This window comes from Mycobacterium sp. NTMscope_MAC_269 (assembly GCF_976985695.1).
In genome coordinates this window covers 918,657-938,517 of sequence record NZ_OZ335668.1, presented here as the reverse complement: position 1 = coordinate 938,517, position 19,861 = coordinate 918,657, and the positions used below count along the sequence as shown (strand labels likewise).

The 19,861-nt window shown below is 69.9% G+C and carries 22 protein-coding genes; 7 read left to right on the top strand and 15 right to left on the bottom strand.

The features are described from left to right. Positions 1 to 41 precede the first annotated feature (41 nt). The 3 genes from ruvB to ruvC are packed head-to-tail and all read right to left on the bottom strand — an operon-like array spanning position 42 to position 2,259. The gene (ruvB, locus tag ACZ50Z_RS04795) at positions 42 to 1,103 is read right to left on the bottom strand and encodes a Holliday junction branch migration DNA helicase RuvB (protein WP_464482506.1); all 1,062 of its coding nucleotides are present in this window, start codon (positions 1,101 to 1,103) and stop codon (positions 42 to 44) included. Continuing rightward, complete coding sequence (gene ruvA, locus ACZ50Z_RS04790) at positions 1,100 to 1,708, bottom strand: Holliday junction branch migration protein RuvA (RefSeq protein WP_464482505.1); 609 nt, start codon at positions 1,706 to 1,708, stop codon at positions 1,100 to 1,102. Before ruvA ends, ruvB begins: the two co-directional genes overlap by 4 nt. Beyond that, positions 1,705 to 2,259 carry a crossover junction endodeoxyribonuclease RuvC gene (ruvC, locus tag ACZ50Z_RS04785; protein ID WP_464482504.1) on the bottom strand — a complete coding sequence of 185 codons (555 nt, stop codon included), beginning with the start codon at positions 2,257 to 2,259 and terminating at the stop codon, positions 1,705 to 1,707. The genes ruvA and ruvC overlap by 4 nt, the downstream gene beginning before the upstream one ends. Before the next feature lie 181 nt (positions 2,260 to 2,440). Here ruvC and ACZ50Z_RS04780 point away from each other — a divergent pair, with 181 nt between their 5' ends. The 5 genes from ACZ50Z_RS04780 to ACZ50Z_RS04760 are packed head-to-tail and all read left to right on the top strand — an operon-like array spanning position 2,441 to position 6,082. Next, positions 2,441 to 3,052, top strand: a complete 612-nt coding sequence (locus tag ACZ50Z_RS04780; RefSeq protein ID WP_464482503.1) for a DUF4178 domain-containing protein — start codon at positions 2,441 to 2,443, stop codon at positions 3,050 to 3,052. 19 nt (positions 3,053 to 3,071) lie between these two features. Continuing rightward, the gene (locus ACZ50Z_RS04775) at positions 3,072 to 3,587 is read left to right on the top strand and encodes a DUF2617 family protein (RefSeq protein ID WP_464482502.1); all 516 of its coding nucleotides are present in this window, start codon (positions 3,072 to 3,074) and stop codon (positions 3,585 to 3,587) included. Then, complete coding sequence (locus tag ACZ50Z_RS04770) at positions 3,584 to 4,015, top strand: DUF4247 domain-containing protein (protein WP_464482501.1); 432 nt, start codon at positions 3,584 to 3,586, stop codon at positions 4,013 to 4,015. The genes ACZ50Z_RS04775 and ACZ50Z_RS04770 overlap by 4 nt, the downstream gene beginning before the upstream one ends. Before the next feature lie 25 nt (positions 4,016 to 4,040). Next, positions 4,041 to 4,496 carry a DUF350 domain-containing protein gene (locus tag ACZ50Z_RS04765; RefSeq protein WP_464482500.1) on the top strand — a complete coding sequence of 152 codons (456 nt, stop codon included), beginning with the start codon at positions 4,041 to 4,043 and terminating at the stop codon, positions 4,494 to 4,496. Further along, positions 4,493 to 6,082 (top strand): polyamine aminopropyltransferase, encoded by a 1,590-nt coding sequence (locus ACZ50Z_RS04760; protein ID WP_464482499.1) that lies wholly within the window; start codon positions 4,493 to 4,495, stop codon positions 6,080 to 6,082. Before ACZ50Z_RS04765 ends, ACZ50Z_RS04760 begins: the two co-directional genes overlap by 4 nt. A gap of 9 nt (positions 6,083 to 6,091) precedes the next feature. On the opposite strand, the gene ACZ50Z_RS04755 is transcribed toward ACZ50Z_RS04760, so the two are convergent. From ACZ50Z_RS04755 to thrS, 10 genes are all read right to left on the bottom strand, one after another. Beyond that, positions 6,092 to 6,847, bottom strand: a complete 756-nt coding sequence (locus ACZ50Z_RS04755; RefSeq protein WP_464482498.1) for a YebC/PmpR family DNA-binding transcriptional regulator — start codon at positions 6,845 to 6,847, stop codon at positions 6,092 to 6,094. A 125-nt stretch (positions 6,848 to 6,972) separates the two neighbouring features. Further along, positions 6,973 to 7,563 (bottom strand): pyridoxal 5'-phosphate synthase glutaminase subunit PdxT, encoded by a 591-nt coding sequence (gene pdxT / locus ACZ50Z_RS04750; RefSeq protein ID WP_464482497.1) that lies wholly within the window; start codon positions 7,561 to 7,563, stop codon positions 6,973 to 6,975. After that, positions 7,560 to 8,399, bottom strand: a complete 840-nt coding sequence (gene tesB, locus ACZ50Z_RS04745) for an acyl-CoA thioesterase II (protein ID WP_464482496.1) — start codon at positions 8,397 to 8,399, stop codon at positions 7,560 to 7,562. Before tesB ends, pdxT begins: the two co-directional genes overlap by 4 nt. Positions 8,400 to 8,408: 9 nt before the next feature. Then, the gene (gene pdxS / locus ACZ50Z_RS04740) at positions 8,409 to 9,320 is read right to left on the bottom strand and encodes a pyridoxal 5'-phosphate synthase lyase subunit PdxS (RefSeq protein WP_464482495.1); all 912 of its coding nucleotides are present in this window, start codon (positions 9,318 to 9,320) and stop codon (positions 8,409 to 8,411) included. Between the two features lie 70 nt (positions 9,321 to 9,390). Beyond that, a complete protein-coding gene (locus tag ACZ50Z_RS04735; protein WP_464482494.1) occupies positions 9,391 to 10,416 on the bottom strand; it encodes an NUDIX hydrolase in 1,026 nt (341 codons plus the stop codon). After that, positions 10,416 to 11,540 carry a glycosyltransferase family 4 protein gene (locus tag ACZ50Z_RS04730; protein WP_464482493.1) on the bottom strand — a complete coding sequence of 375 codons (1,125 nt, stop codon included), beginning with the start codon at positions 11,538 to 11,540 and terminating at the stop codon, positions 10,416 to 10,418. The genes ACZ50Z_RS04735 and ACZ50Z_RS04730 overlap by 1 nt, the downstream gene beginning before the upstream one ends. Then, a complete protein-coding gene (locus ACZ50Z_RS04725; protein ID WP_464482492.1) occupies positions 11,540 to 12,520 on the bottom strand; it encodes a phosphatidylinositol mannoside acyltransferase in 981 nt (326 codons plus the stop codon). Before ACZ50Z_RS04725 ends, ACZ50Z_RS04730 begins: the two co-directional genes overlap by 1 nt. Further along, positions 12,517 to 13,158 (bottom strand): phosphatidylinositol phosphate synthase, encoded by a 642-nt coding sequence (pgsA, locus tag ACZ50Z_RS04720; protein WP_464482491.1) that lies wholly within the window; start codon positions 13,156 to 13,158, stop codon positions 12,517 to 12,519. Before pgsA ends, ACZ50Z_RS04725 begins: the two co-directional genes overlap by 4 nt. Next, positions 13,155 to 13,739, bottom strand: coding sequence for an ATP adenylyltransferase (locus ACZ50Z_RS04715; protein ID WP_464482490.1), 585 nt, complete (start codon positions 13,737 to 13,739; stop codon positions 13,155 to 13,157). Before ACZ50Z_RS04715 ends, pgsA begins: the two co-directional genes overlap by 4 nt. Continuing rightward, positions 13,732 to 15,786 (bottom strand): threonine--tRNA ligase, encoded by a 2,055-nt coding sequence (gene thrS / locus ACZ50Z_RS04710; protein ID WP_464482489.1) that lies wholly within the window; start codon positions 15,784 to 15,786, stop codon positions 13,732 to 13,734. The genes ACZ50Z_RS04715 and thrS overlap by 8 nt, the downstream gene beginning before the upstream one ends. A gap of 97 nt (positions 15,787 to 15,883) precedes the next feature. Here thrS and ACZ50Z_RS04705 point away from each other — a divergent pair, with 97 nt between their 5' ends. Then, positions 15,884 to 17,590 (top strand): Na+/H+ antiporter, encoded by a 1,707-nt coding sequence (locus ACZ50Z_RS04705; protein WP_464482488.1) that lies wholly within the window; start codon positions 15,884 to 15,886, stop codon positions 17,588 to 17,590. A 156-nt stretch (positions 17,591 to 17,746) separates the two neighbouring features. Here ACZ50Z_RS04705 and ACZ50Z_RS04700 read toward each other — a convergent pair whose 3' ends face one another. Beyond that, entirely contained in the window at positions 17,747 to 18,373 is a 627-nt protein-coding gene (locus ACZ50Z_RS04700; RefSeq protein ID WP_464482487.1) for a PaaI family thioesterase, read from the bottom strand. A 38-nt stretch (positions 18,374 to 18,411) separates the two neighbouring features. Then, a complete protein-coding gene (locus tag ACZ50Z_RS04695) occupies positions 18,412 to 19,296 on the bottom strand; it encodes an aldo/keto reductase (protein ID WP_464482486.1) in 885 nt (294 codons plus the stop codon). Positions 19,297 to 19,354: 58 nt separating this feature from the next. Between ACZ50Z_RS04695 and ACZ50Z_RS04690 the strand changes: the two genes are divergently transcribed. After that, complete coding sequence (locus ACZ50Z_RS04690; protein WP_464482485.1) at positions 19,355 to 19,855, top strand: DUF1990 family protein; 501 nt, start codon at positions 19,355 to 19,357, stop codon at positions 19,853 to 19,855. Positions 19,856 to 19,861 lie beyond the last annotated feature (6 nt).

Below are 19,861 nucleotides of genomic sequence, written 5' to 3'. Positions count from 1 at the left end.
GCGATTGTTTGCTGCGCGCGCCGGACCTACGGTCGGGATCGCTACTCGAACAGCCCGGGCTGCCCGAGACCGGCGGCCCCGGCCGGTGGCGCCATGCCCAGATGCGTCCACGCCTGGGCGGTGGCCACCCGGCCGCGCGGGGTCCGGGCCACCATGCCGGCGCGGACCAGGAACGGCTCGCACACTTCCTCGACGGTGGTGGCCTCCTCGCCGACCGCCACCGCCAGCGTCGACACCCCGACGGGGCCGCCGCCGAAGCTGCGGGTCAGCGCGGAGAGCACCGCCCGGTCCAGCCGGTCGAGCCCCAGTTCGTCGACGTCGTAGACCGCCAGCGCGGACTTGGCGACGTCGCGGGTGATCACGCCGTCGGCGCGCACCTCGGCGAAGTCCCGCACCCGGCGCAGCAGCCGGTTGGCGATTCGCGGCGTACCGCGCGAGCGCCGGGCGATCTCCTCGGCCGCGTCGGCGCCGAGTTCGATTCCCAGGATCCCGGCGGAGCGCGCCAGCACCCGCTCCAGCTCGGCGGGCTCGTAGAAGTCCATGTGCGCGGTGAAGCCGAATCGATCCCGCAGCGGGCCGGTCAGCGCGCCGGACCGGGTGGTGGCCCCGACCAGGGTGAACGGCGCCACCTCCAGCGGGATCGACGTCGCGCCGGGGCCCTTGCCGACGACCACGTCCACCCGGAAGTCCTCCATGGCCAGGTAGAGCATCTCCTCGGCGGGCCGCGCGATGCGGTGGATCTCGTCGATGAATAGAACGTCGTGCTCGACCAGATTGGACAGCATGGCCGCCAGATCCCCGGCGCGTTCCAGCGCGGGGCCCGACGTCAGCCGCAACGAGGAGCCGAGCTCTGCCGCGATGATCATGGCCAGCGACGTCTTGCCCAGCCCCGGCGGACCGGACAGCAGGATGTGATCCGGTGTGCCGCCGCGGTTTTTGGCCCCCTCGATCACAAGCTGCAGCTGTTCACGGACCCGTGGCTGACCGATGAACTCGCGCAGCGAGCGCGGCCGCAGGCTGACGTCGATGTCACCCTCGCCGGGTGCCAGCGCGCCCGAGACGTCCCGGTCCGACCAGTCGTCGCCGAGGTCGTCGGGGGTCATCGGGACTTACCCAGCAACGAGAGTGCGGCGCGCAGCGCACCGGAGGTGGTTGCGTCGTGGTCGGCGGCCAGCACCTTGTCGGTGGCGTCTTCGGCCTGCTTGGCCGCGAACCCGAGTCCGACGAGCGCCTCCACCACCGGCCCGCGGACCGCGTGGCCATTGAGCCCGCCGCCGGCGGCGCCTGCCGCTCCCCCGCCCGCCGCGCCGGCACCCACCTTGTCCCGCAGCTCCAGGACCATCCGTTCGGCGCTGCGTTTACCGATCCCGGGCACCCGGGTCAGCGCGGTGACGTCGCTGTCGTGCAGCGCCTGGCGCAGCGCGCCGGCGTCGTGCACGGCCAGGGTCGCCATCGCCAGGCGCGGCCCGACCCCCGAGACCGACAGCAGGGTCAAAAACAGGTCGCGGGTGTCGGTGTCGGTGAAGCCGTACAGCGTCATCGAATCCTCGCGGACGATCATCGCGGTGATCAGCCGTGCCTCGGTCCCGGTCCGCAGCGTGGACAGCGTCGACGGCGTCGCGTTCACCCGGTAACCGACGCCGGCGGCCTCGATCACCACGTGATCGAGCGCCACCTCGAGCACCTCGCCGCGCACCGCGGCGATCATCGGGCGGCCTTCAGCTTGGCCTGGTACTTCTGCCGCTGCTCGGCGGCCAGCGCCTCGGCGGCCGCCATCCGGGCGATCATCGGCGCCCGCCAGCAGTGACAAATCGCCAACGCCAGCGCGTCGGCGGCATCCGCCGGTGTCGGTTTGGCTTGCAGCGCAAGGATTCTGGTGACCATCGCGGTGACCTGGGCCTTGTTGGCCGCGCCGTTGCCGGTGACCGCGGCCTTGACCTCGCTGGGGGTGTGGAAGTGCACGTCGATGCCGCGCTTGGCCGCCGCCAACGCGACCACGCCGCCGGCCTGGGCGGTGCCCATCACGGTCGACACGTTCAGCTGGGAGAACACGCGCTCGACGGCGACGACGTCGGGCTGATGCGTGGCGAGCCAGTGCTCGACGGCGTCGCTGATGGTCAGCAGCCGCTCGGCGAGCGGCGCGTCCGACGGCGTGCGCACCACGTCGACGTCGAGGGCGACGACGGTGCGCCCGCGCCCGCTTTCGACGACCGACAGCCCGCACCGGGTCAGGCCGGGGTCGACGCCCATCACCCGCATTACCCGCTCCCACCTAGTAGAACAGCTGTTCGATACCCTAGCGGCCGGCACCGACGGCCCCGGGTGCGACACGCGGCGGTGCCGCCGATTCCCGGGCCGCGAGGTTACCGCGCCGAACCCGCGCAAAAGCTGTTAGCTTTAGCCCACGTTCGCTCAAGCATTGTGGCAACGGGAGGCTCGCATGGGATCTCTGCTGGTCATGCTCGCCATCGTGCTGTTCATCGCGTCCATCGTCGTGCTCGTCATCGCTTTGCGGCGCCCCAAGCAACGCGCCCAGCCCCCAGGCCGCCCGGATCCGCTCGCGTCGGACGCGATGCCCCAGTTCGGGCCGCGCCAACTCGGCCCCGGCGCCATCGTCAGCTTCGGCGGCACCGACTACATCGTGCGCGGATCGGTCACCTTCCGCGAGGGACCGTTCGTCTGGTGGGAACATCTGCTCGAGGGCGGCGACCAGCCGATCTGGTTCAGCGTCGAAGACGACGACGGGCGGCTGGAACTGGCGATGTGGGTCACCCGCAAGGACGTGCCGCTGCGCCCCGGCGACCCCTACGTCGTCGACGGGGTGATGTTTCACGAAACCGAACGCGGCCGCGCCTCCTACACGACCGAAGGCACCACCGGGCTGCCGGCCGGCGGCGAGATGGAATTCGTGGACTGCACCAACGAGGACGAGACGGTCCTGCTCTCCTTCGAGCGCTGGGCCGCGGACATGCCGTGGGAGGTGTCGACGGGCAAGTCCGTGTCGCCCGGCGAACTCACGGTGTACGCGGCGCCCCCGCCCAGCCCCGCCTAACGCGCGCGAGGTCAGGCCGGTGCCCCTTCATCAGCTCGCCGTGACCCCGGCGGACGTATCCGGGGAGAGGCTGGGACTCGCGCTCAACGCGCCCGTCCCGCCGCCGCTGGCCACCTGCCGCCTGGACCACCCCGGCGGCGCGGGGGCGCTGCTGCTCGGGGTGCTCGGTGCGTCGCACGTCGTCGCGGTCGAGCACGCCGCGGGCCGGTTCTCCGAGCAGGTCTCCTGCACCGCCCGCGGCCTCGGGGCCGACCTGCCCGAACGCACCGATGCCCCCGGCTACCGACTGCAATCGCGCACCGACACCCGCGACGAGGCGGCCTTCCGCCGCCTCGCGCGCGACCTGCGCGCCCGCTGCGCCCGACAACCGGGCTGGCTCGGTGGCACATTCCCCGGCGACGACGCCGCGCTGACCGTGCTGGCCGCCGAACCCGACGGCGCCGGATGGCGTTGGCAGACATGGCATCTGTACCCGGGGCATCCCGTCGGCACCGGCGGGACGGTGGTGCACACCGCGAGCCGGTGGCAACCGTGAGCCGAACCCGCCTGTTCGTGATCGCCGGCCTGCTGGCGGCCGGCGCCGTGGTGTGCCTGCTGATCGGAATCATCTTGCTGCAGAAGAACATCGCGTCCTACGTCGCCGGCCACTATCACGAGTACGCCCACGACGTGAACGGCACACGCTACCAGTGCAGCGGATCGCCCCGACAGACGGCCGACGCGCTCGTCGCATACGCGCGGCCCGAGGCGCGCGCCGACAACGGCAACACCGAATACCTGCGCTACAGCAACAACATCGTGATCGTCGGCCCCGACGGCACCCACCCGTGCAGCATCCGCGTCGAGCCGCTCAGCGCCGGCTACAGCCACGGCGCGTTCATCTTCCTCGGCCCCGGATTCACCCCCGGCTCCCCGTCGGGTGGTTCCGGAGGCAGCCCCGGCGGCCCGGGCGGAACCAAATGATGGCACCACCGCAAAGGAGAGAACCATGTACCTCGCCGTCGACATCGGAACCGTCGACCTCAATCCCGTCCTGAAAGGCGCGGTCGCGACGATCCTGTACTTCGTCGTCGGCATGGCCGTCCTGCTGGTCGGGTTCTACGTGGTCGATGTGCTGACCCCGGGAAAGCTGCGCCACCTGGTGTTCATCGACCGCCGCCCCAACGCCGTCATCGTCGCGGGCGCGATGTACATCGCGCTGACCGTCGTCATCATCACCGCGATCGCCAACAGCTACAGCCAGCTGGGCCAGGGGCTCCTCGGCGTGGCGGTGTACGGGCTGATGGGCGTGATCCTGCTCGGGATAGCGCTGCTCACAATGCATTTGCTGATCCCCGGAAGTTTCCACGAGCACATCGACGAGCAAGTGCTGCATCCCGGCTCGTTCGCGGTGGCGCTGATACTGCTCGCCGTGGGAGGGGTGACCGCCGCGGCGGTGTCATGAGCTCCGTCAGGTCAGCGGGCGATGTGGCCACGCCCCCGGCGGCGCCGTCCGCGGCGGCGTCGGGGAGGTGGCGGGCGCTGCTGTTGGCGGCCGTGGCGGCGTGCGCGGCCTGCGGCATCATTTACGAACTCGCGCTGCTGACGTTGTCGGCCAGCCTCGACGGCGGCGGCATCGTCGCCACCTCGCTGATCGTCGCGGGCTACATCGCCGCGTTGGGCGTGGGCGCCCTGCTGGTCAAGCCGCTGCTGGCGCACGCGGCGATCACCTTCATCGCCGTGGAGGCGGCCCTCGGCGTCATCGGCGGGCTGTCGGCCGCGGCGTTGTACATGGTGTTCGCGTTTCTGGACGGCTCGGTCGGTTCGACGTGGGTGCTGGCGGTGAGCACGGCCCTGATCGGCGGGCTGGTCGGTGCCGAGGTGCCGCTGCTGATGACGTTGCTGCACCGGGGGCGGACGGCTGGCGCAACCGATGCCGGACGCACGCTGGCCAACCTCAACGCCGCCGATTATCTCGGCGCGCTGCTGGGCGGGCTGGTCTGGCCGTTTTTGCTGCTGCCGCAACTGGGGATGATCCGTGGCGCGGCGGCCACCGGCGTGATCAACCTGGCGGCGGCGACCGTCGTCGCGATTTTCCTGCTGCGCCAAGTGGTTTCGACGCGCCAGCTGCTGCTGGCACTGTGCGCGCTGGCCGCCGCGCTAGGGCTGCTCGCCACCCTGCTGCTGCGTTCGGCCGACGTCGAAACCACCAGCAGGCAAAGGCTTTACGCCGATCCGATCGTCGCCTACCGGCACACGCCCTACCAGGAGATCGTGGTGACTCGCCGCGGCAACGACACCCGGCTTTACCTCGACGGCGGCCTGCAGTTCTCCACCCGCGACGAATACCGCTACACCGAAAGCCTCGTCTACCCCGCGCTCGGGAAAGGCGCGTGTTCGGTGCTGGTTCTCGGCGGCGGCGACGGCCTGGTGGCTCGCGAATTGCTGCGCCAGCCCGGCATTTCCACGATCGTGCAGGTCGAGCTCGACCCCGCGGTGATCGACATCGCGCGCACCACGCTGCGCGGCGCCAACGGCGGCTCGTTGGACAACCCGCGGGTGCGAGTGGTGACCGAGGACGCGATGACCTGGTTGCGCGGGCCCGACGTCGACCGGTTCGATGCGATCATCGTCGACCTTCCCGATCCCGACACGCCCGCGCTGGGTCGGCTGTATTCGACCGAGTTCTACGCGCTGGCCGCCCGGGCGCTGGCCCCCGGCGGGCTGGTGGCGGTGCAGGCGGGCAGCCCGTTTTCCACCCCGACGGCGTACTGGCGCACGGTGTCGACGATCCGGGCGGCGGGCTACGCGGTCACGCCGTATCACGTGCACGTGCCGACGTTCGGTGACTGGGGATTCGCGCTGGCGCAGCGCGCGGACACCGCGCCCGTACCGACGGTGCCGCCCGACGCTCCCCCGCTACGATTCCTCAACCAACAGGTGCTCGAGGCCGCAGGCGTGTTCCCCGGCGACATCGCGCCGCGGCCCATGGAGCCGTCGACCCTGGACAATCCGCGCATCGTCGAGGACATGCGGCACGGGTACGACTAGTCCTGAGGGTCAGTCCTCGTCGAGGGCGGCGAGCACCTCGTCGGACAGGTCGACGTTGGTCCACACGTTCTGCACGTCGTCGCTGTCCTCCAGCGCGTCGACCAATTTGAACACCTTGCGGGCGGCGTCGACGTCGACCGGCACGCTGACCGACGGCTGGAAGCTGGCCTCGGCGGATTCGTAGTCGATGCCGGCGTCCTGCAGCGCGGTACGCACCGCGACCAGGTCGGTGGGCTCGGAGATGACCTCGAAGCTCTCGCCGAGGTCGTTGACGTCCTCGGCCCCGGCGTCGAGCACCGCCGTCAGCACGTCGTCCTCGGTCAGGCCGTTCTTCTCGAGCGTGACGACGCCCTTGCGGGTGAACAGGTAGGACACCGAGCCGGGGTCGGCCATGTTGCCGCCGTTGCGGGTGACGGCCACCCGGACCTCGCCGGCCGCGCGGTTGCGGTTGTCGGTCAGGCACTCGATCAGGACCGCGACGCCGTTGGGTCCGTAGCCCTCGTACATGATCGTCTGGTAGTCGGCGCCACCGGCTTCCTCACCCGCGCCGCGTTTGCGGGCACGCTCGATGTTGTCGTTGGGCACCGAGGTCTTCTTCGCCTTCTGGATGGCGTCGTAGAGCGTCGGGTTGCCGGCCGGGTCACCGCCGCCGGTGCGGGCGGCGACCTCGATGTTCTTGATCAGCCGGGCAAACTCCTTGCCGCGGCGCGCGTCTTTGACGGCCTTCTGGTGCTTTGTGGTGGCCCACTTGGAATGGCCGCTCATTGCTGTCCTATCTGGGAGTCCTCTTGTTTTTGTGGCCAGACGAGTCTACGTGGACCGCGAGACTGCAACTGCCGACGGCTCCACTCGGGCGAATGCGTTGCCAGTTACAGTTTCGCGGCGTTAGGTCAGCCGGTGACGAGGTCGACGAACAGCTGGTGAATGCGCCGGTCGCCGGTCACCTCGGGGTGAAACGCCGTCGCCAGCTTGCGGCCCTGGCGCACCGCGACGACGTGACCGGCGGCGCTGGCCAGCACCTCCACGCCGTCACCCGCGCGCTCGACCCACGGCGCGCGGATGAACACCGCGCGCACCGGGTCCGTCAGCCCGGCGAACGGGATGTCCCCCTCGAACGAGTCGACCTGACGCCCGAAAGCGTTGCGCCGCACGGTCATATCGATCGCACGCAGGGGCAGCGCCTCCCGCCCGCCGGCTCCGGCGTCCAGGATCTCGCTGGCGAGCAGGATCATCCCGGCGCACGCGCCGTAGGCGGGCAGCCCGTCGGCCAGCAGCCCGCGCAGCGGCTCCAGGAGGCCGAGATCGAGCAACAGGTGGCTCATGGTCGTCGATTCCCCACCGGGAATGACCAGCCCGTCGACCGCCTCCAGCTCGCCGCGCCGGCGCACCGGCATCGATTCCGCGCCGGCTTCGCGCAGGGCCGCCAGGTGCTCGCGGGTGTCGCCCTGCAGCGCGAGGACCCCGATCCGGGGGGCACTCACTGCTGATGTCCCCGCTTGAAGCGGGTCAGCCCCTCCTGCATGACCGCCGCGACCATCTCGCCGGACTGGGTGAAGATCTTGCCCTGGCACAGCGCGCGCCCGCCGTTGGCCGACGGCGAGGACTGGTCATACAGCAGCCACTCGTCGGCCCGGAACGCCCGCATGAACCACATCGCGTGGTCCAGCGACGCGACCTGCAGGTGCTCCCGCACGTCGAGGTGGGTGACCTGCGCCGACCCCAGCAGCGTCAGGTCGCTCATGTAGGCCAGCGCGCAGATGTGCAGCACGGGGTCGTCGGGCAGCGGGTCGCGGTGGCGGAACCAGACCTGCTGCTGGGCGGCCTTGCCCGGCGAGAGCTGCAGGCGCTCGCGCGGCACGATGCAGACGTCCCACTCGGCGAATTGCTGAAACCCGGCATCGTCGAAGATGCCGCCCTGCGAGATGAAGTTGGGTAGGTCGTCGGGTGGCACAGCGAACGGCATTGCGTCCTGGTGGTGGATGCCGTCCTGGTCGGTCTGGAAGGACGCGCCCATGCTGAAGATGATCTCCCCGTGCTGGATCGCGTTGACGCGACGGGTGGCAAACGAGCCGCCGTCGCGGGTGCGCTCCACGATGAAGACCGTGCGCGCTAAAGCGTCCCCTGGCCGCAGGAAGTATCCGTGCAGCGAGTGGACCTGGTAGCGCGGGTCGACGGTGCGCACCGCCGACACCAGCGACTGGCCTGCCACGTGGCCCCCGAAGGTGCGCTGCAGGAATCCTGATTCCGGGCTGAAGATGCTGCCGCGGTAGATGTTGACCTCGAGTTGCTCGAGATCGAGGATCTCTTCGATCGCCACGGACTGTTTTTACCAGCCGCGTTCGGCCAGCCGGTGGGGCTCCGCGATCTGCTCGACGTTGATGCCGACCATCGCCTCGCCCAGCCCGCGTGAGACCTTGGCCAGCACGTCGGGATCGTCGTAGAAGGTGGTGGCCTTGACGATCGCCGCGGCGCGCGCGGCGGGGTCGCCGGACTTGAAAATGCCCGAGCCCACGAAGACGCCTTCGGCGCCGAGCTGCATCATCATCGCCGCGTCGGCGGGGGTGGCGATGCCGCCCGCGGTGAACATGGTGACCGGCAGCTTGCCCGCCCGGGCCACCTCGACCACGAGTTCGTAGGGCGCCTGCAATTCCTTTGCGGCGACGTACAATTCGTCTTCGGACAGCGATGTCAGGCGGCGGATCTCGCCGCCGATCGCGCGCATGTGCGTGGTCGCGTTGGAGACGTCCCCGGTGCCGGCCTCACCCTTGGAGCGGATCATGGCCGCGCCCTCGTTGATGCGCCTTAGAGCCTCGCCCAGGTTGGTCGCCCCGCACACGAACGGCACGGTGAACTTCCACTTGTCGATGTGGTGGGTGTAGTCGGCCGGGGTGAGCACCTCCGACTCGTCGACGTAATCCACGCCCAGGCTCTGCAGGATCTGCGCCTCGACGAAGTGCCCGATGCGGGCCTTGGCCATGACCGGGATGGTCACCGCGGCGATGATGCCCTCGATCATGTCCGGATCGCTCATCCGCGACACCCCGCCCTGGGCGCGGATGTCGGCGGGCACGCGCTCCAGCGCCATCACGGCGACGGCGCCGGCGCCCTCGGCGATCTTGGCCTGCTCGGGGGTGACGACGTCCATGATGACGCCGCCCTTGAGCATCTCGGCCATGCCGCGCTTGACGCGTGCGGTCCCGGTTCGCCCGCTGCCGTTCGGTGGGTGGGCGGTATTCACTGCTTGATCTCCTTCAACCGTTGTCGATCCAGTCTAATGAGGCGCTTTGGCCCGCGTTGAATCCACGGAGTCAGCGGATCGAGAGCAGCGGGCCGGGCGTCCGGCCGCCGGCGAGCGCGGCCGCGTCGGTGAGCAGTCCGGATAGTTGCATGGGGTACACCGTCTCCCCCGACGCGACGAGTGCGGCGATGTCGGCAGCGTCACACCAGCGGTGCCCGTGGATGTAGCTGCGTTCCAGTTCGGTGCGGCCGGTGCGCGACGGCTCGAACCGGCGGGTGCGGTAGACGAAGTAGAACTCCTCGCTGTCGATCAGCGAGCCGTTGAATTCGAAGACCTGGTCGCGCCGCCACACCGGACCGACCATGTCGGCGGGCGCGACCCGCAGGCCGGTCTCTTCGGCGAGCTCGCGCGCGGCGGCCTCGGCCAGCCGCTCCCCCCGCTGCACTTCGCCGCCCACGGTGAACCACCACTTGGGCGGGTGCTGGTCGGCCAGCGCCGGATCCGACCCGCGCAGCAGCAGCACCGCGCCGCCCTCGTCCAGCAGCACCACGCGCGCCGAGGTGCGGTGGTTGAGCACGCCGTGATCGCCGTGGGCCAGCGCGTGCGGCCGCTCGACGATCTCGAAATAGCTGGGCAGCCCCGCGGTCCCGCCCAGGTGGAACAACCGCACCAGGGGCCGCTCGGCCAGCGCCAGCGTGTCGCGCACCGCGTCGTTGTGGAAGCGGCGGGCCAGCAACACCCGGGCCTCGGCGTCGGCCAGCTCGGCGATCAGCCCGGCCGGCAAGGACGCCGGGTCGACGACGGCCAGCGCGGCCGACAGCTCGTTTTCGCACGTCTCCCGCGCGGGCCGGGCCGCGCCCTCGGCGGCGTCGGCCAGCGCCGCCAGCCGCCGCCCCTCGGACGCGCCGCCGTAGGCGTCGATGGCCACGGCGCGCGCCACCACCGCGCGCCGCGCCAGCGCCCCGTCGAGCGCCTGCCACGACAGGTCGTAGCGGACGTGCAGCCGGTCGAGTCGGTTGGCCGTCCGGTACGCCCAGGCGCCGAAGACGGCAAGCAGCGCGACCAACACCGCGATGGCGACGATCAACCATGTCATCAACTGGCCACCTCAACCTTGGCGCCCGACGCGGCGACCGTCTCGTACACCCGCAGGATCTGGCTGGCCACCACCGACCAGTCGTAGCGCTGGACGGCGGCCGACCCGGCCGCCACGTAGCGATCCCGCAGCACATCATCGCGCAGCACCGCGATCAGCGCATCGGCAAGCGCGGCGCCGTCTCCGACGGGCACCAGGCGACCCACGTCGCCGCCGGCCAGCACGCGCCGGAAGGCGTCCAGGTCGCTGGCCACCACCGGGGTACCGGCGGCCATGGCCTCGACCAAGACGATGCCGAAGCTTTCCCCGCCGAGGTTGGGTGCGCAGTAGACGTCGGCGCTGCGCATGGCCGACGCCTTCCCGGGGTCGTCGACCTGACCGAGGAAGCGAATGTGCTTCACGAATTCGCCTGCCTGCGTGCGTAATTCGTCCTCATCACCGCGTCCGACGACGAGCAGCTGCACGTCGGCGAACTGCTCCACCAGCCGCGGCAGCGCGTCGAGTAACACCGCCATGCCCTTGCGCGGCTCGTCGTAGCGGCCCAGGAACAGCACCGTCTTGCCGGGCCGCGGGTAGCCCTGAAGCGGCGGCGCGGTGGCGAACGCGCCGACGTCGACGCCGTTGGGGATCTCTACCGCGTCGGTGCCCAGCGCCTCCATCTGCCAGCGCCGCGCCAGGTCGGAGACCGCGATCCGGCCGACGATCTTTTCGTGCATCGGCCGCAATATGCCCTGAAAGACCGTCAGCGTCAGCGATTTGGTGGTCGACGTGTGAAACGTCGACACGATCGGGCCTTCGGCGATGTTGAGGGCGAGCATGGACAGACTCGGCGCGTTGGGCTCGTGCAGGTGCAGCACGTCGAAATCGCCTTCGGCGAGCCACTTTTTGACCTTGCGGTGGGTGGCCGGGCCGAACCGCAGCCGGGCCACCGACCCGTTGTAGGGAATCGGGACGGCCTTGCCCGCCGAGACGACGTAGTCGGGCAGCACGGCGTGCGGCGAGGCCGGCGCGAGCACGCTGACGTCATGCCCGCGGGCCCGCACCACCTCGGCCAGCTGTAGGACGTGCGACTGCACCCCGCCCGGAACATCGAACGAGTAGGGACAGATCATCCCGATGCGCATCAGGCGTCCTCGGTCGGGGCCAGCTTGACCCGCCTTTCAGTGGGGAGGTCGGCCAGCCACTGCGGCTGCATCATGTGCCAATCCTCGGGATGGGCGGCGATGTTCTTCTCGAAGTGATCGGCCAGCAGCTGGGTGATCGCCTGGACGTCACCGCCGGTGCAGTCCAGGGGCGGCGCGATGTCGAAGCGCCACCCGTCGCCCTCGAAGTAGACGTGCACGGGCAGCAGCGCCGCCCCGGTGGCGACCGCGAGCTTGGCCGGCCCGGCCGGCATCCGGGTGGGTTCGCCGAAGAAGTCGACCTGCACGCCGGTGCGCGTGAGGTCGCGGTCGGCCATCAGGCACACCACCCGGTTGTCGCGCAGCCGGTCGCACAACACGTCGAAGGCCGGCCGCTCGCCCCCGGACAGGGGCAGCACCTCGAAGCCGAGGCTTTCGCGGTAGGCGATGAACCGCCGGTACAGCGACTCGGGTTTGAGGCGTTCCGCGACGGTGGTGAACGTGCCGTGCGACTGGGCCAGCCACACCCCGGCGATGTCCCAGTTGCCGCTGTGCGGCAACGCGCACACCACACCGCGCCCCAGGGCCAGCGCGGCGTCTATGTTGTCGTCCCCGATCGCCGAGTCCTGCAGCTCGCGGCCGAGTGCGGCCAGGTCCATGCTCGGCAGGCGAAACGCCTCACGCCAGTAGCGGGCGTAGGAGGCCAGCGAGGCCCGCATCAGGGAGTCCGGAACATCCTTGGGGGGCACGCGCAGGACGCGAGCCAGATTCTTGCGCAACTGGTCTGGGCCGCCGCCACGGGCTGCGTAACGTGCTGCGGCGCCAAATGCGTTGCGCGCGGCGAACTCCGGCATCGCGCGCACGGCCAACCAACCGGACGCGTAGGCCCAGTCGGCGCCGACTCCGCTCAACCGGCCCGCGACGCGGCCCGCGAGGCGACCGGGTGCGGTGATCGCGTTCATGCCCGGCGGAGTGGGAATCATGGCGCAACCGATCCGCGGTCGGTCGCACCCGGCGAGGTGCGCACCGTGTGCAACCGCTGCGCGCAGGTGACCAGGCTGGCGGCCGCCAACAGCCACATCGCCAGGGGCAGCGCCCACGGCAGCGGGTAGACCGGAAGGTCGGACAGGCCGGCGCCGACCAGCACGATGATCAGCCGCTCGGGCCGTTCGATGATGCCGCCGTCGCCGCGCAGGCCGCTGGCTTCGGCCCGGGCCTTGATGTAGGAGATCACCTGCGAGGTGACCAGGCAGATCAGCGTGGCCGCCGCCAGCAGTTTGTCGTGCAGGCCGAAGACGATCCACCACAGCAGCCCGCAGAACACCGCGCCGTCGCTGACGCGGTCACAGGTGGCGTCGAGCACCGCGCCGAACCTTGTGCCGCCGCCCCGCTCCCGGGCCATCGCCCCGTCGAGCATGTCGAAGAGGACGAAGAACCAGACCACCAGCGTGCCGATGAACAGCTTGCCCATCGGGAAGAAGGTCAGCGCGCCGGCCACGGCCACGACGGTGCCCAGGATCGTGACGACGTCGGGAGTCAAGCCCACCCGCAGGCACGCTTTTGCGGTCGGGGTGGTCAGCCGCGCGAACGCCGCCCGGGACAGGAACGGCATGCGACTCATCGCTGCTTCGTCCACTCCGTCGCCAGCAGCTGGCGGGTTTCGCGCAGCAACTGCGGGATCACCTTCGACCCGCCGATGATGGTGATGAAGTTGGCGTCGCCGCCCCAGCGCGGCACGACGTGCACGTGCAGGTGCTCGGCCAGCGACCCGCCGGCCGAGGTCCCCAGGTTGAGGCCGACGTTGAAGCCGTGCGGGCGTGACACGTTTTTGATGACGCGAATCGCCTTCTGGATGAAGGACATCAGCTCCGCGCTTTCCGGATCCGTCAAATCCTCCAGCTCGGAGACGCGTCGGTAGGGCACCACCATCAGGTGCCCGGGGTTGTACGGGTAGAGGTTGAGCACGGCGTAGACGAGCTCGCCGCGCGCGACCACCAGGCCGTCCTCGTCGGCCAGGTGCGGGATGTCGGTGAACGGCTGCTCGGTTTTTCCCGACGAGTTGGGGTCGCGCTTCATCGGCGCTTCGGCCAGGTAGGTCATCCGGTACGGCGTCCACAGCCGCTGCAGATGATCGTCCTCGCCGACACCCCTGTCCAGGATCGTGTCGTCAGTGCGCGGCTCGGCGCGGTCGCGATCACCCACCGGTCGCGACCTTCACGAGTTCTGCGGTGGGAGCGGCGTTCTCGCGATCGGCGATCCACTTCACGATGGCGTCGACGGCGGCGTCGCGGGGCACGCCGTTGATCTGGGTGCGGTCACCGAAGCGGAAGCTGACCGCGCCGGCCTCGACGTCACGGTCGCCGGCCAGCAACATGAACGGCACCCGCTGGTTGGTGTGATTGACGATCTTCTTGGCCATCCGGTCGTCGCTGCCGTCGACCTCGACCCGCACCCGGTGCGAACGCAGTTGCGCCGCAACATTATTCAGGTAGTCGACGTGCTCGTCGGCCACCGGGATACCGACCACCTGTACCGGCGCCAGCCACGCCGGGAAGGCGCCGGCATAGTGCTCGGTGAGGATGCCGAAGAATCGTTCGATGGACCCGAACAGCGCCCGGTGGATGAGCACCGGCCGCTGGCGCGACCCGTCGGCCGCGGTGTATTCCAGCTCGAACCGGTCCGGCATGTTGAAGTCGAGCTGGATGGTCGACATCTGCCAGCTGCGGCCCAACGCGTCCTTGACCTGCACCGAGATCTTCGGGCCGTAAAACGCCGCACCGCCGGGGTCGGGAATCAGCTCCAGCCCGGAGGCCACGCCCACCTCGCGCAGGACTTCGGTTGCCTCGTCCCACATTTCGTCGGAGCCGGAGTACTTCTCCGGATCCTTGGTGGACAGCTCCAGGTAGAAATCGTTGAGCCCGTAGTCGGCCAGCAAGGCGAGCACGAACCGCAACACCGACTCCAACTCGTCGCGCATCTGCTCGCGCGTGCAGTAGATGTGGGCGTCGTCCTGGGTCATGCCGCGCACCCGGGTCAGCCCGTGCACCACGCCCGACTTCTCGTAGCGGTACACGCTGCCGAACTCGAAGAGCCGCAACGGAAGCTCGCGATACGAGCGTCCGCGCGACCGATAGATCAGATGGTGCATCGGGCAGTTCATCGGCTTGAGGTAGTAGTCCTGCCCCGGCTTGCGCACGGTCCCGTCCGCGTTGAACTCCGCGTCGAGGTGCATCGGCGGGTACATGCCGTCGGCGTACCACTCGAGGTGGCCCGACGTGATGTACAGCTGCTCCTTGGTGATGTGCGGGGTGTTGACGAACTCGTAGCCCGCCCGCTCGTGCTCGCGGCGCGAGTACTCCTCCAGCTCCCGACGCACGATGCCGCCCTTGGGGTGGAAAACGGCCAAGCCGGAACCGATCTCGTCGGGGAAGCTGAACAGATCCAGCTCGACGCCCAGCTTGCGGTGGTCGCGGCGCTGGGCCTCCTCGAGCAGCGTCAGGTGACGCTCGAGGGCTTCCTGCGACTCCCAGGCCGTGCCGTAGATCCGTTGCAGGCTGGCGTTGCTCTGGTCGCCGCGCCAGTAGGCGGCCGAGCTGCGGGTCAGCTTGAACGCCGGGATGTGCTTGGTCGTGGGGATGTGCGGACCCCGGCACAGGTCACCCCAAACCCGTTCCCGCGTACGGGGATTGAGGTTGTCATACGCGGTGAGCTCGTCGCCGCCGACCTCCATGATTTCGGCGTCCCCGGACTTGTCGTCGACGAGTTCGAGCTTGTAGGGCTCGTCGGCCAGCTCCGCGCGGGCCTGGTCCTTGGACTCGTAGACGCGACGCTCGAACAGCTGGCCCTCTTTGACGATCTGGCGCATCCGCTTTTCCAGCGCCGCCAGGTCCTCGGGCGTGAACGGCTCCGGCACATCGAAGTCGTAGTAGAAGCCGTCGGTGATGGGCGGACCGATGCCCAACTTGGCTTGCGGGAACAGCTCCTGGACGGCCTGGGCCAACACGTGGGCGGCCGAATGCCGGATCACGCTGCGGCCGTCGTCGGTGTTGGCCGCCACCGGCACGACCTCCGCGTCGGCGGCGGGCGCCCAACTCAGGTCGCGCAGCTTCCCGTCGGCGTCGCGCACCACGACGACGCCGTCGGGCGCCCCGCGGCCCGGCAACCCCGCCTCCCGCACCGCGGCGGCCGCGGTGGTCCCGGCGGGCACCCGGATCGGGGCTTGCCAGGAAGGGTGTGCGGGGACGGTCATTGTGGCGGTCTCCAAGGCTCGATGGGTCGACGACCATGCTATCCGGGCCGTTCGGAGCCGAGCAGGGCCGTCGAGCACCGCCCACAAGTCCGGCAAGATGGGGTCGATGGGGGCGCAGACGGCGATGACGTTGCTGCTCGGCGCCATCGCGGTCATCGTGCTGGTCAACTGGATCGGCGAACGCACCGGGCTGCCCAGCGCGACGCTGCTGGTTCTCGTCGGCATCGGTTATGCCCTGGTGCCGGGGCCGAACATCAGCCTCGAGCCCGACGTCGTGATGACCTGCATCCTGCCGCCGCTGCTCTTCAACGCGGCGCTGGAATCGTCGCTGGTCGGCATCCGGCGCAATCTGCGCACCGTCATCAGCCTGTCGGTGGTCCTCGTCCTGCTGACCGCGGCGTCGGTCGGCGTCGCGTTCGGCCTGCTCGTCAGCGGCGCGACGCTCGCGGTGGGCATGGTGCTGGGCGCCGCGGTCGCGCCGACCGATCCGGTGGCCGCGCTCGCCGTGGCCCGCAAGGAGGGCCTGCCGCTCAACATCGTCACCCTCATCGAGGGCGAGGGGCTGCTCAACGACGCGACCGCGCTGACCACCCTGTCGGTGGCCATCGCGGTGGCGCGCGGCGCCGCGTTCTCCGTGCCGTCGGCCATCCAGGAGTTCGCGCTGGCGGCGCTGGGCGGCCTGGCGGTGGGCATGGTGTTCGCGTACTTCCGGCGGCTGCTCCGCCGGTTCAGGCACGACGTGCTGACGGCCAACGCGATCTCGCTCGCCACACCGTTTGTGACCTATCTGGTGGCCGAGGAGCTGTCCGCCTCCGGCGTCTTGGCGGTCGTGGTGTGTGGATTGATCGTCGGCCACGACTCTCCGCGGCTGGAATCGGGGGCGAGCCGGTTGCAGACCCGCGCCGTCTGGCGGCTGGTCAACTTCCTGCTCGAGGGCCTGGTGTTCTTGCTGATCGGCCATCAGTTGCCGGCCATCCTGGACGACCTGGGCGGCTATCAGCTGTCGACGATCGTCGTGGCGGTCAGCGTCACCGTCGCGGTGGTGCTCGTGGTGCGGCCGGTGTGGTTGCTGCTCACGCAGTCGCTGCCGCGCCCGTTGCGCACTCGGCTGGGCAACGTCTCGGGCTCCGAGGGATCCGACGAAGGCGAGAAGGCCGACGAACGACCGAGCCGCACCTCCGAGCGCCTCAGTGGCCGTGAAGTCTTCGTACTGAGCTGGGCCGGCACCCGCGGGGTGGTCAGCCTCGCGGCGATCTTCGCGGTTCCGTTCGTGACCGACCGCGGCGCACCGTTTCCCGACCGGGACCTGTTGCTGTTCTGCACCCTGGTCGTCGTGCTGGTGACGCTGATCGGACAGGGCATCACCTTCGGCCCGCTGGTGCGCGCGCTGGGCCTGCGCGCGAATGCCGCCGACGAGCTGCGGCTGCGCAACCGGGCACGCGCCGCCGCCGTGCAGGCCGCGCTGGACCGGCTCGACTCGCTGGACCAGAACGACGACGCGGAGGTCGATCCTCGGGTGATCGACGGTGTGCGCCAACAGTTGTCGGCGCGGCTCGAGCGGTATCAGCACCGGCTCGATCTCTTGTCGGACGCCGGCGAGACGCCCGCCGCGCCCCGCTACGAGGCCGCGGTCGCCATTCGCCGGGTCGCCATCGACGCCCAGCGCGACGAGCTCGTGCGCTGGCGGGATGCGGGCATGCTGCCCGACCAGAGCCTGCGCGCGATCGAACGCGAACTCGACCACGAGGAGAGCACGCTGCCGATGCGGACGCGGCGATCACGTCGGCGTGCTCAAAACCCTTAATTCCCAACTCGTTTCAGGACCACACCCCACCGGGCCGGCGCAGCGACCGTCAACGCCTGGGCGCCGGCGTCGAGCGTGGACTCCCCGTGCGGCGAGGCCCGACGAAACGCCTTGCGGGCCACACCAACCGGGGTACCCAGCCGGGGCCCGCCCCGGTCAGGGCTGGCCGGGTTTGAGCCGCACGAACAGCGCGTCGGCCTCGGTGAGCAGGCGCTCGCCGTCGGTCAACCGGCCCGACACGAAGATCTTGCGCCCGTCGACGCGGTCGACGCCCGCCTCGAATTGCAGTTCCTTGTCGACCGGGACGATGCTGCGATAGTCGATCTTGAGGTAGGCGGTGCGTTGGCGCGGGTTGCCGGTGAGCACGGCGGCGCTCAACCCCAACACGGAATCGAACAGCATCCCCAGCGCGCCGCCGTGCACGGCGCCGTTGCGCCCGAGATGGAACCGGGCGAAGCGGGCCTCGCCATGGACGCGGCCGTCGTCGCCCTTGCGGGCCGCCATCGGGATCGTCAGGATGTTGCCGCGCATCGGCAGGTCCATCCGGCGCCCCGACGGGGAGGCCCACTCGTCGGCGTCGAACGGCGCCAGCAACGACGACACCTTTTCCAGCAGGTCGGCGGCCTCGGTGATCACCTCGTCGGGGGCGTCGGCGGCGCGGGCGTGATCCTGCAACCTGCGCACGGCGTCGATGAACCTGCCGTAGTCGGGCCCGCCTTTGGTGGTGGGTTCGGGCGGGTTGAAGCCCCCGCCGGGGTGTCGCTGATGTTCGGCCACCACCACACCGTATTGCCCGGCGGCCGCGCGCTTTCGCGTGGTGGCTAGCCGGTCTGCTGGGCGCCGGCGGCCGACAAGGTTTCGAACTCGTCGTCGGACAGCGTGATCTCGGCGGCGGCGACGTTCTCCTCCAGGTGCGCCACCTTCGACGTCCCCGGAATGGGCAGCATCACCGGTGATCGCTTCAACAGCCACGCCAGGGCCAGTTGTGAGGGAGTCGCGTCGTGTTCGGCGGCGATGCGCTGCAGCGGCCCGTCGGGGGCGGCCAGCGGCCCAGCGGCCAGCGGGAACCACGGGATGAAACCGATGCCCTGTTTGGTCACGGCGTCCAGCAGCGGCTCGGCGTCACGGGCCGACAGGTTGTACATGTTCTGCACCGACACGATTTCGGTGATTTTTTGCGCCGCACCGAGCTGCTCGACATCGATCTCGGACAGACCGATGTGCCGGATCTTGCCTTCGTTTTTCAGGGTGAGCAGCTCGCCGACCTGATCCTCCAGCGGGAAGTTCTTGTCGATGCGGTGCAACTGGAACAGGTCGATGGTGTCCACGCCGAGCCGGCGCAGGCTCAGCTCGCATTCCTGGCGCAGATAGCTGGGATTTCCCAACGGAATCCAGACGTCCGGGCCGGTGCGCAACAGCCCCGCCTTGGTTGCGATCACCAGACCCTCGTAGGGATGCAGCGCCTCGTGGATGATCTCCTCGGAGAAGTACGGGCCGTAAGAATCGGCGGTGTCGATGAAGTTCACCCCGAGTTCGACGGCGCGGCGCAGCACCCGGACGCATTCGTCGCGATCGTCGGGTGGGCCCCATACGCCCTTCGCGGTCAGGCGCATCGCCCCGAAGCCGAGTCGGTTGATGGTCAGATCTCCACCGAGGGTGAATGTTCCCGACGCCCCGGCAACGGTTTTCGACTGTTGTGCGGTCATTTCTCCGACCGTACTCGCCGGACGCCGCCGCGCATCGTGGGCGTGGCAAGCTGAACGCGTGGACCTACGAGCGCTCGAGGAACTTCCGCTGACCTATCGGGAAGTGGGTGCGACGGCGGCCGGCGAGCTGCCGGCGGGATACGACCATCAACACGCGGCACGCCAAATCGGCACGGGCCGGCAGCGTTTCGAGCAGGCCGCCGACGCCGTCCTGCGCTGGGGCATGCAACGCGGCTCGGGGCTGCGCGTGCAGGCCAGCTCCGAGGTCGCCGTCGTGGACGCGGTGGTGGTGGTCCGGATGGGTTTTCTGCCGGCGCCCTGCCGCGTCGTGTACGTCGTCGACGAACCCGACATTCGCGGCTTCGGCTACGGCACCCTGCCAGGTCACCCGGAGTCGGGCGAGGAACGTTTCGTGGTGCGCTACGACCCGAGCACCTCCGCGGTCTACGCGGAGGTGTCGGCGTTCTCCCGCCCGGCGACCTGGTGGAGCAAGGCCGGCGGACCGGTGGTGCGGGTGACCCAGCGCCTCATCGCCAAGCGCTACCTGCGGGCGGTGTGACGCGCC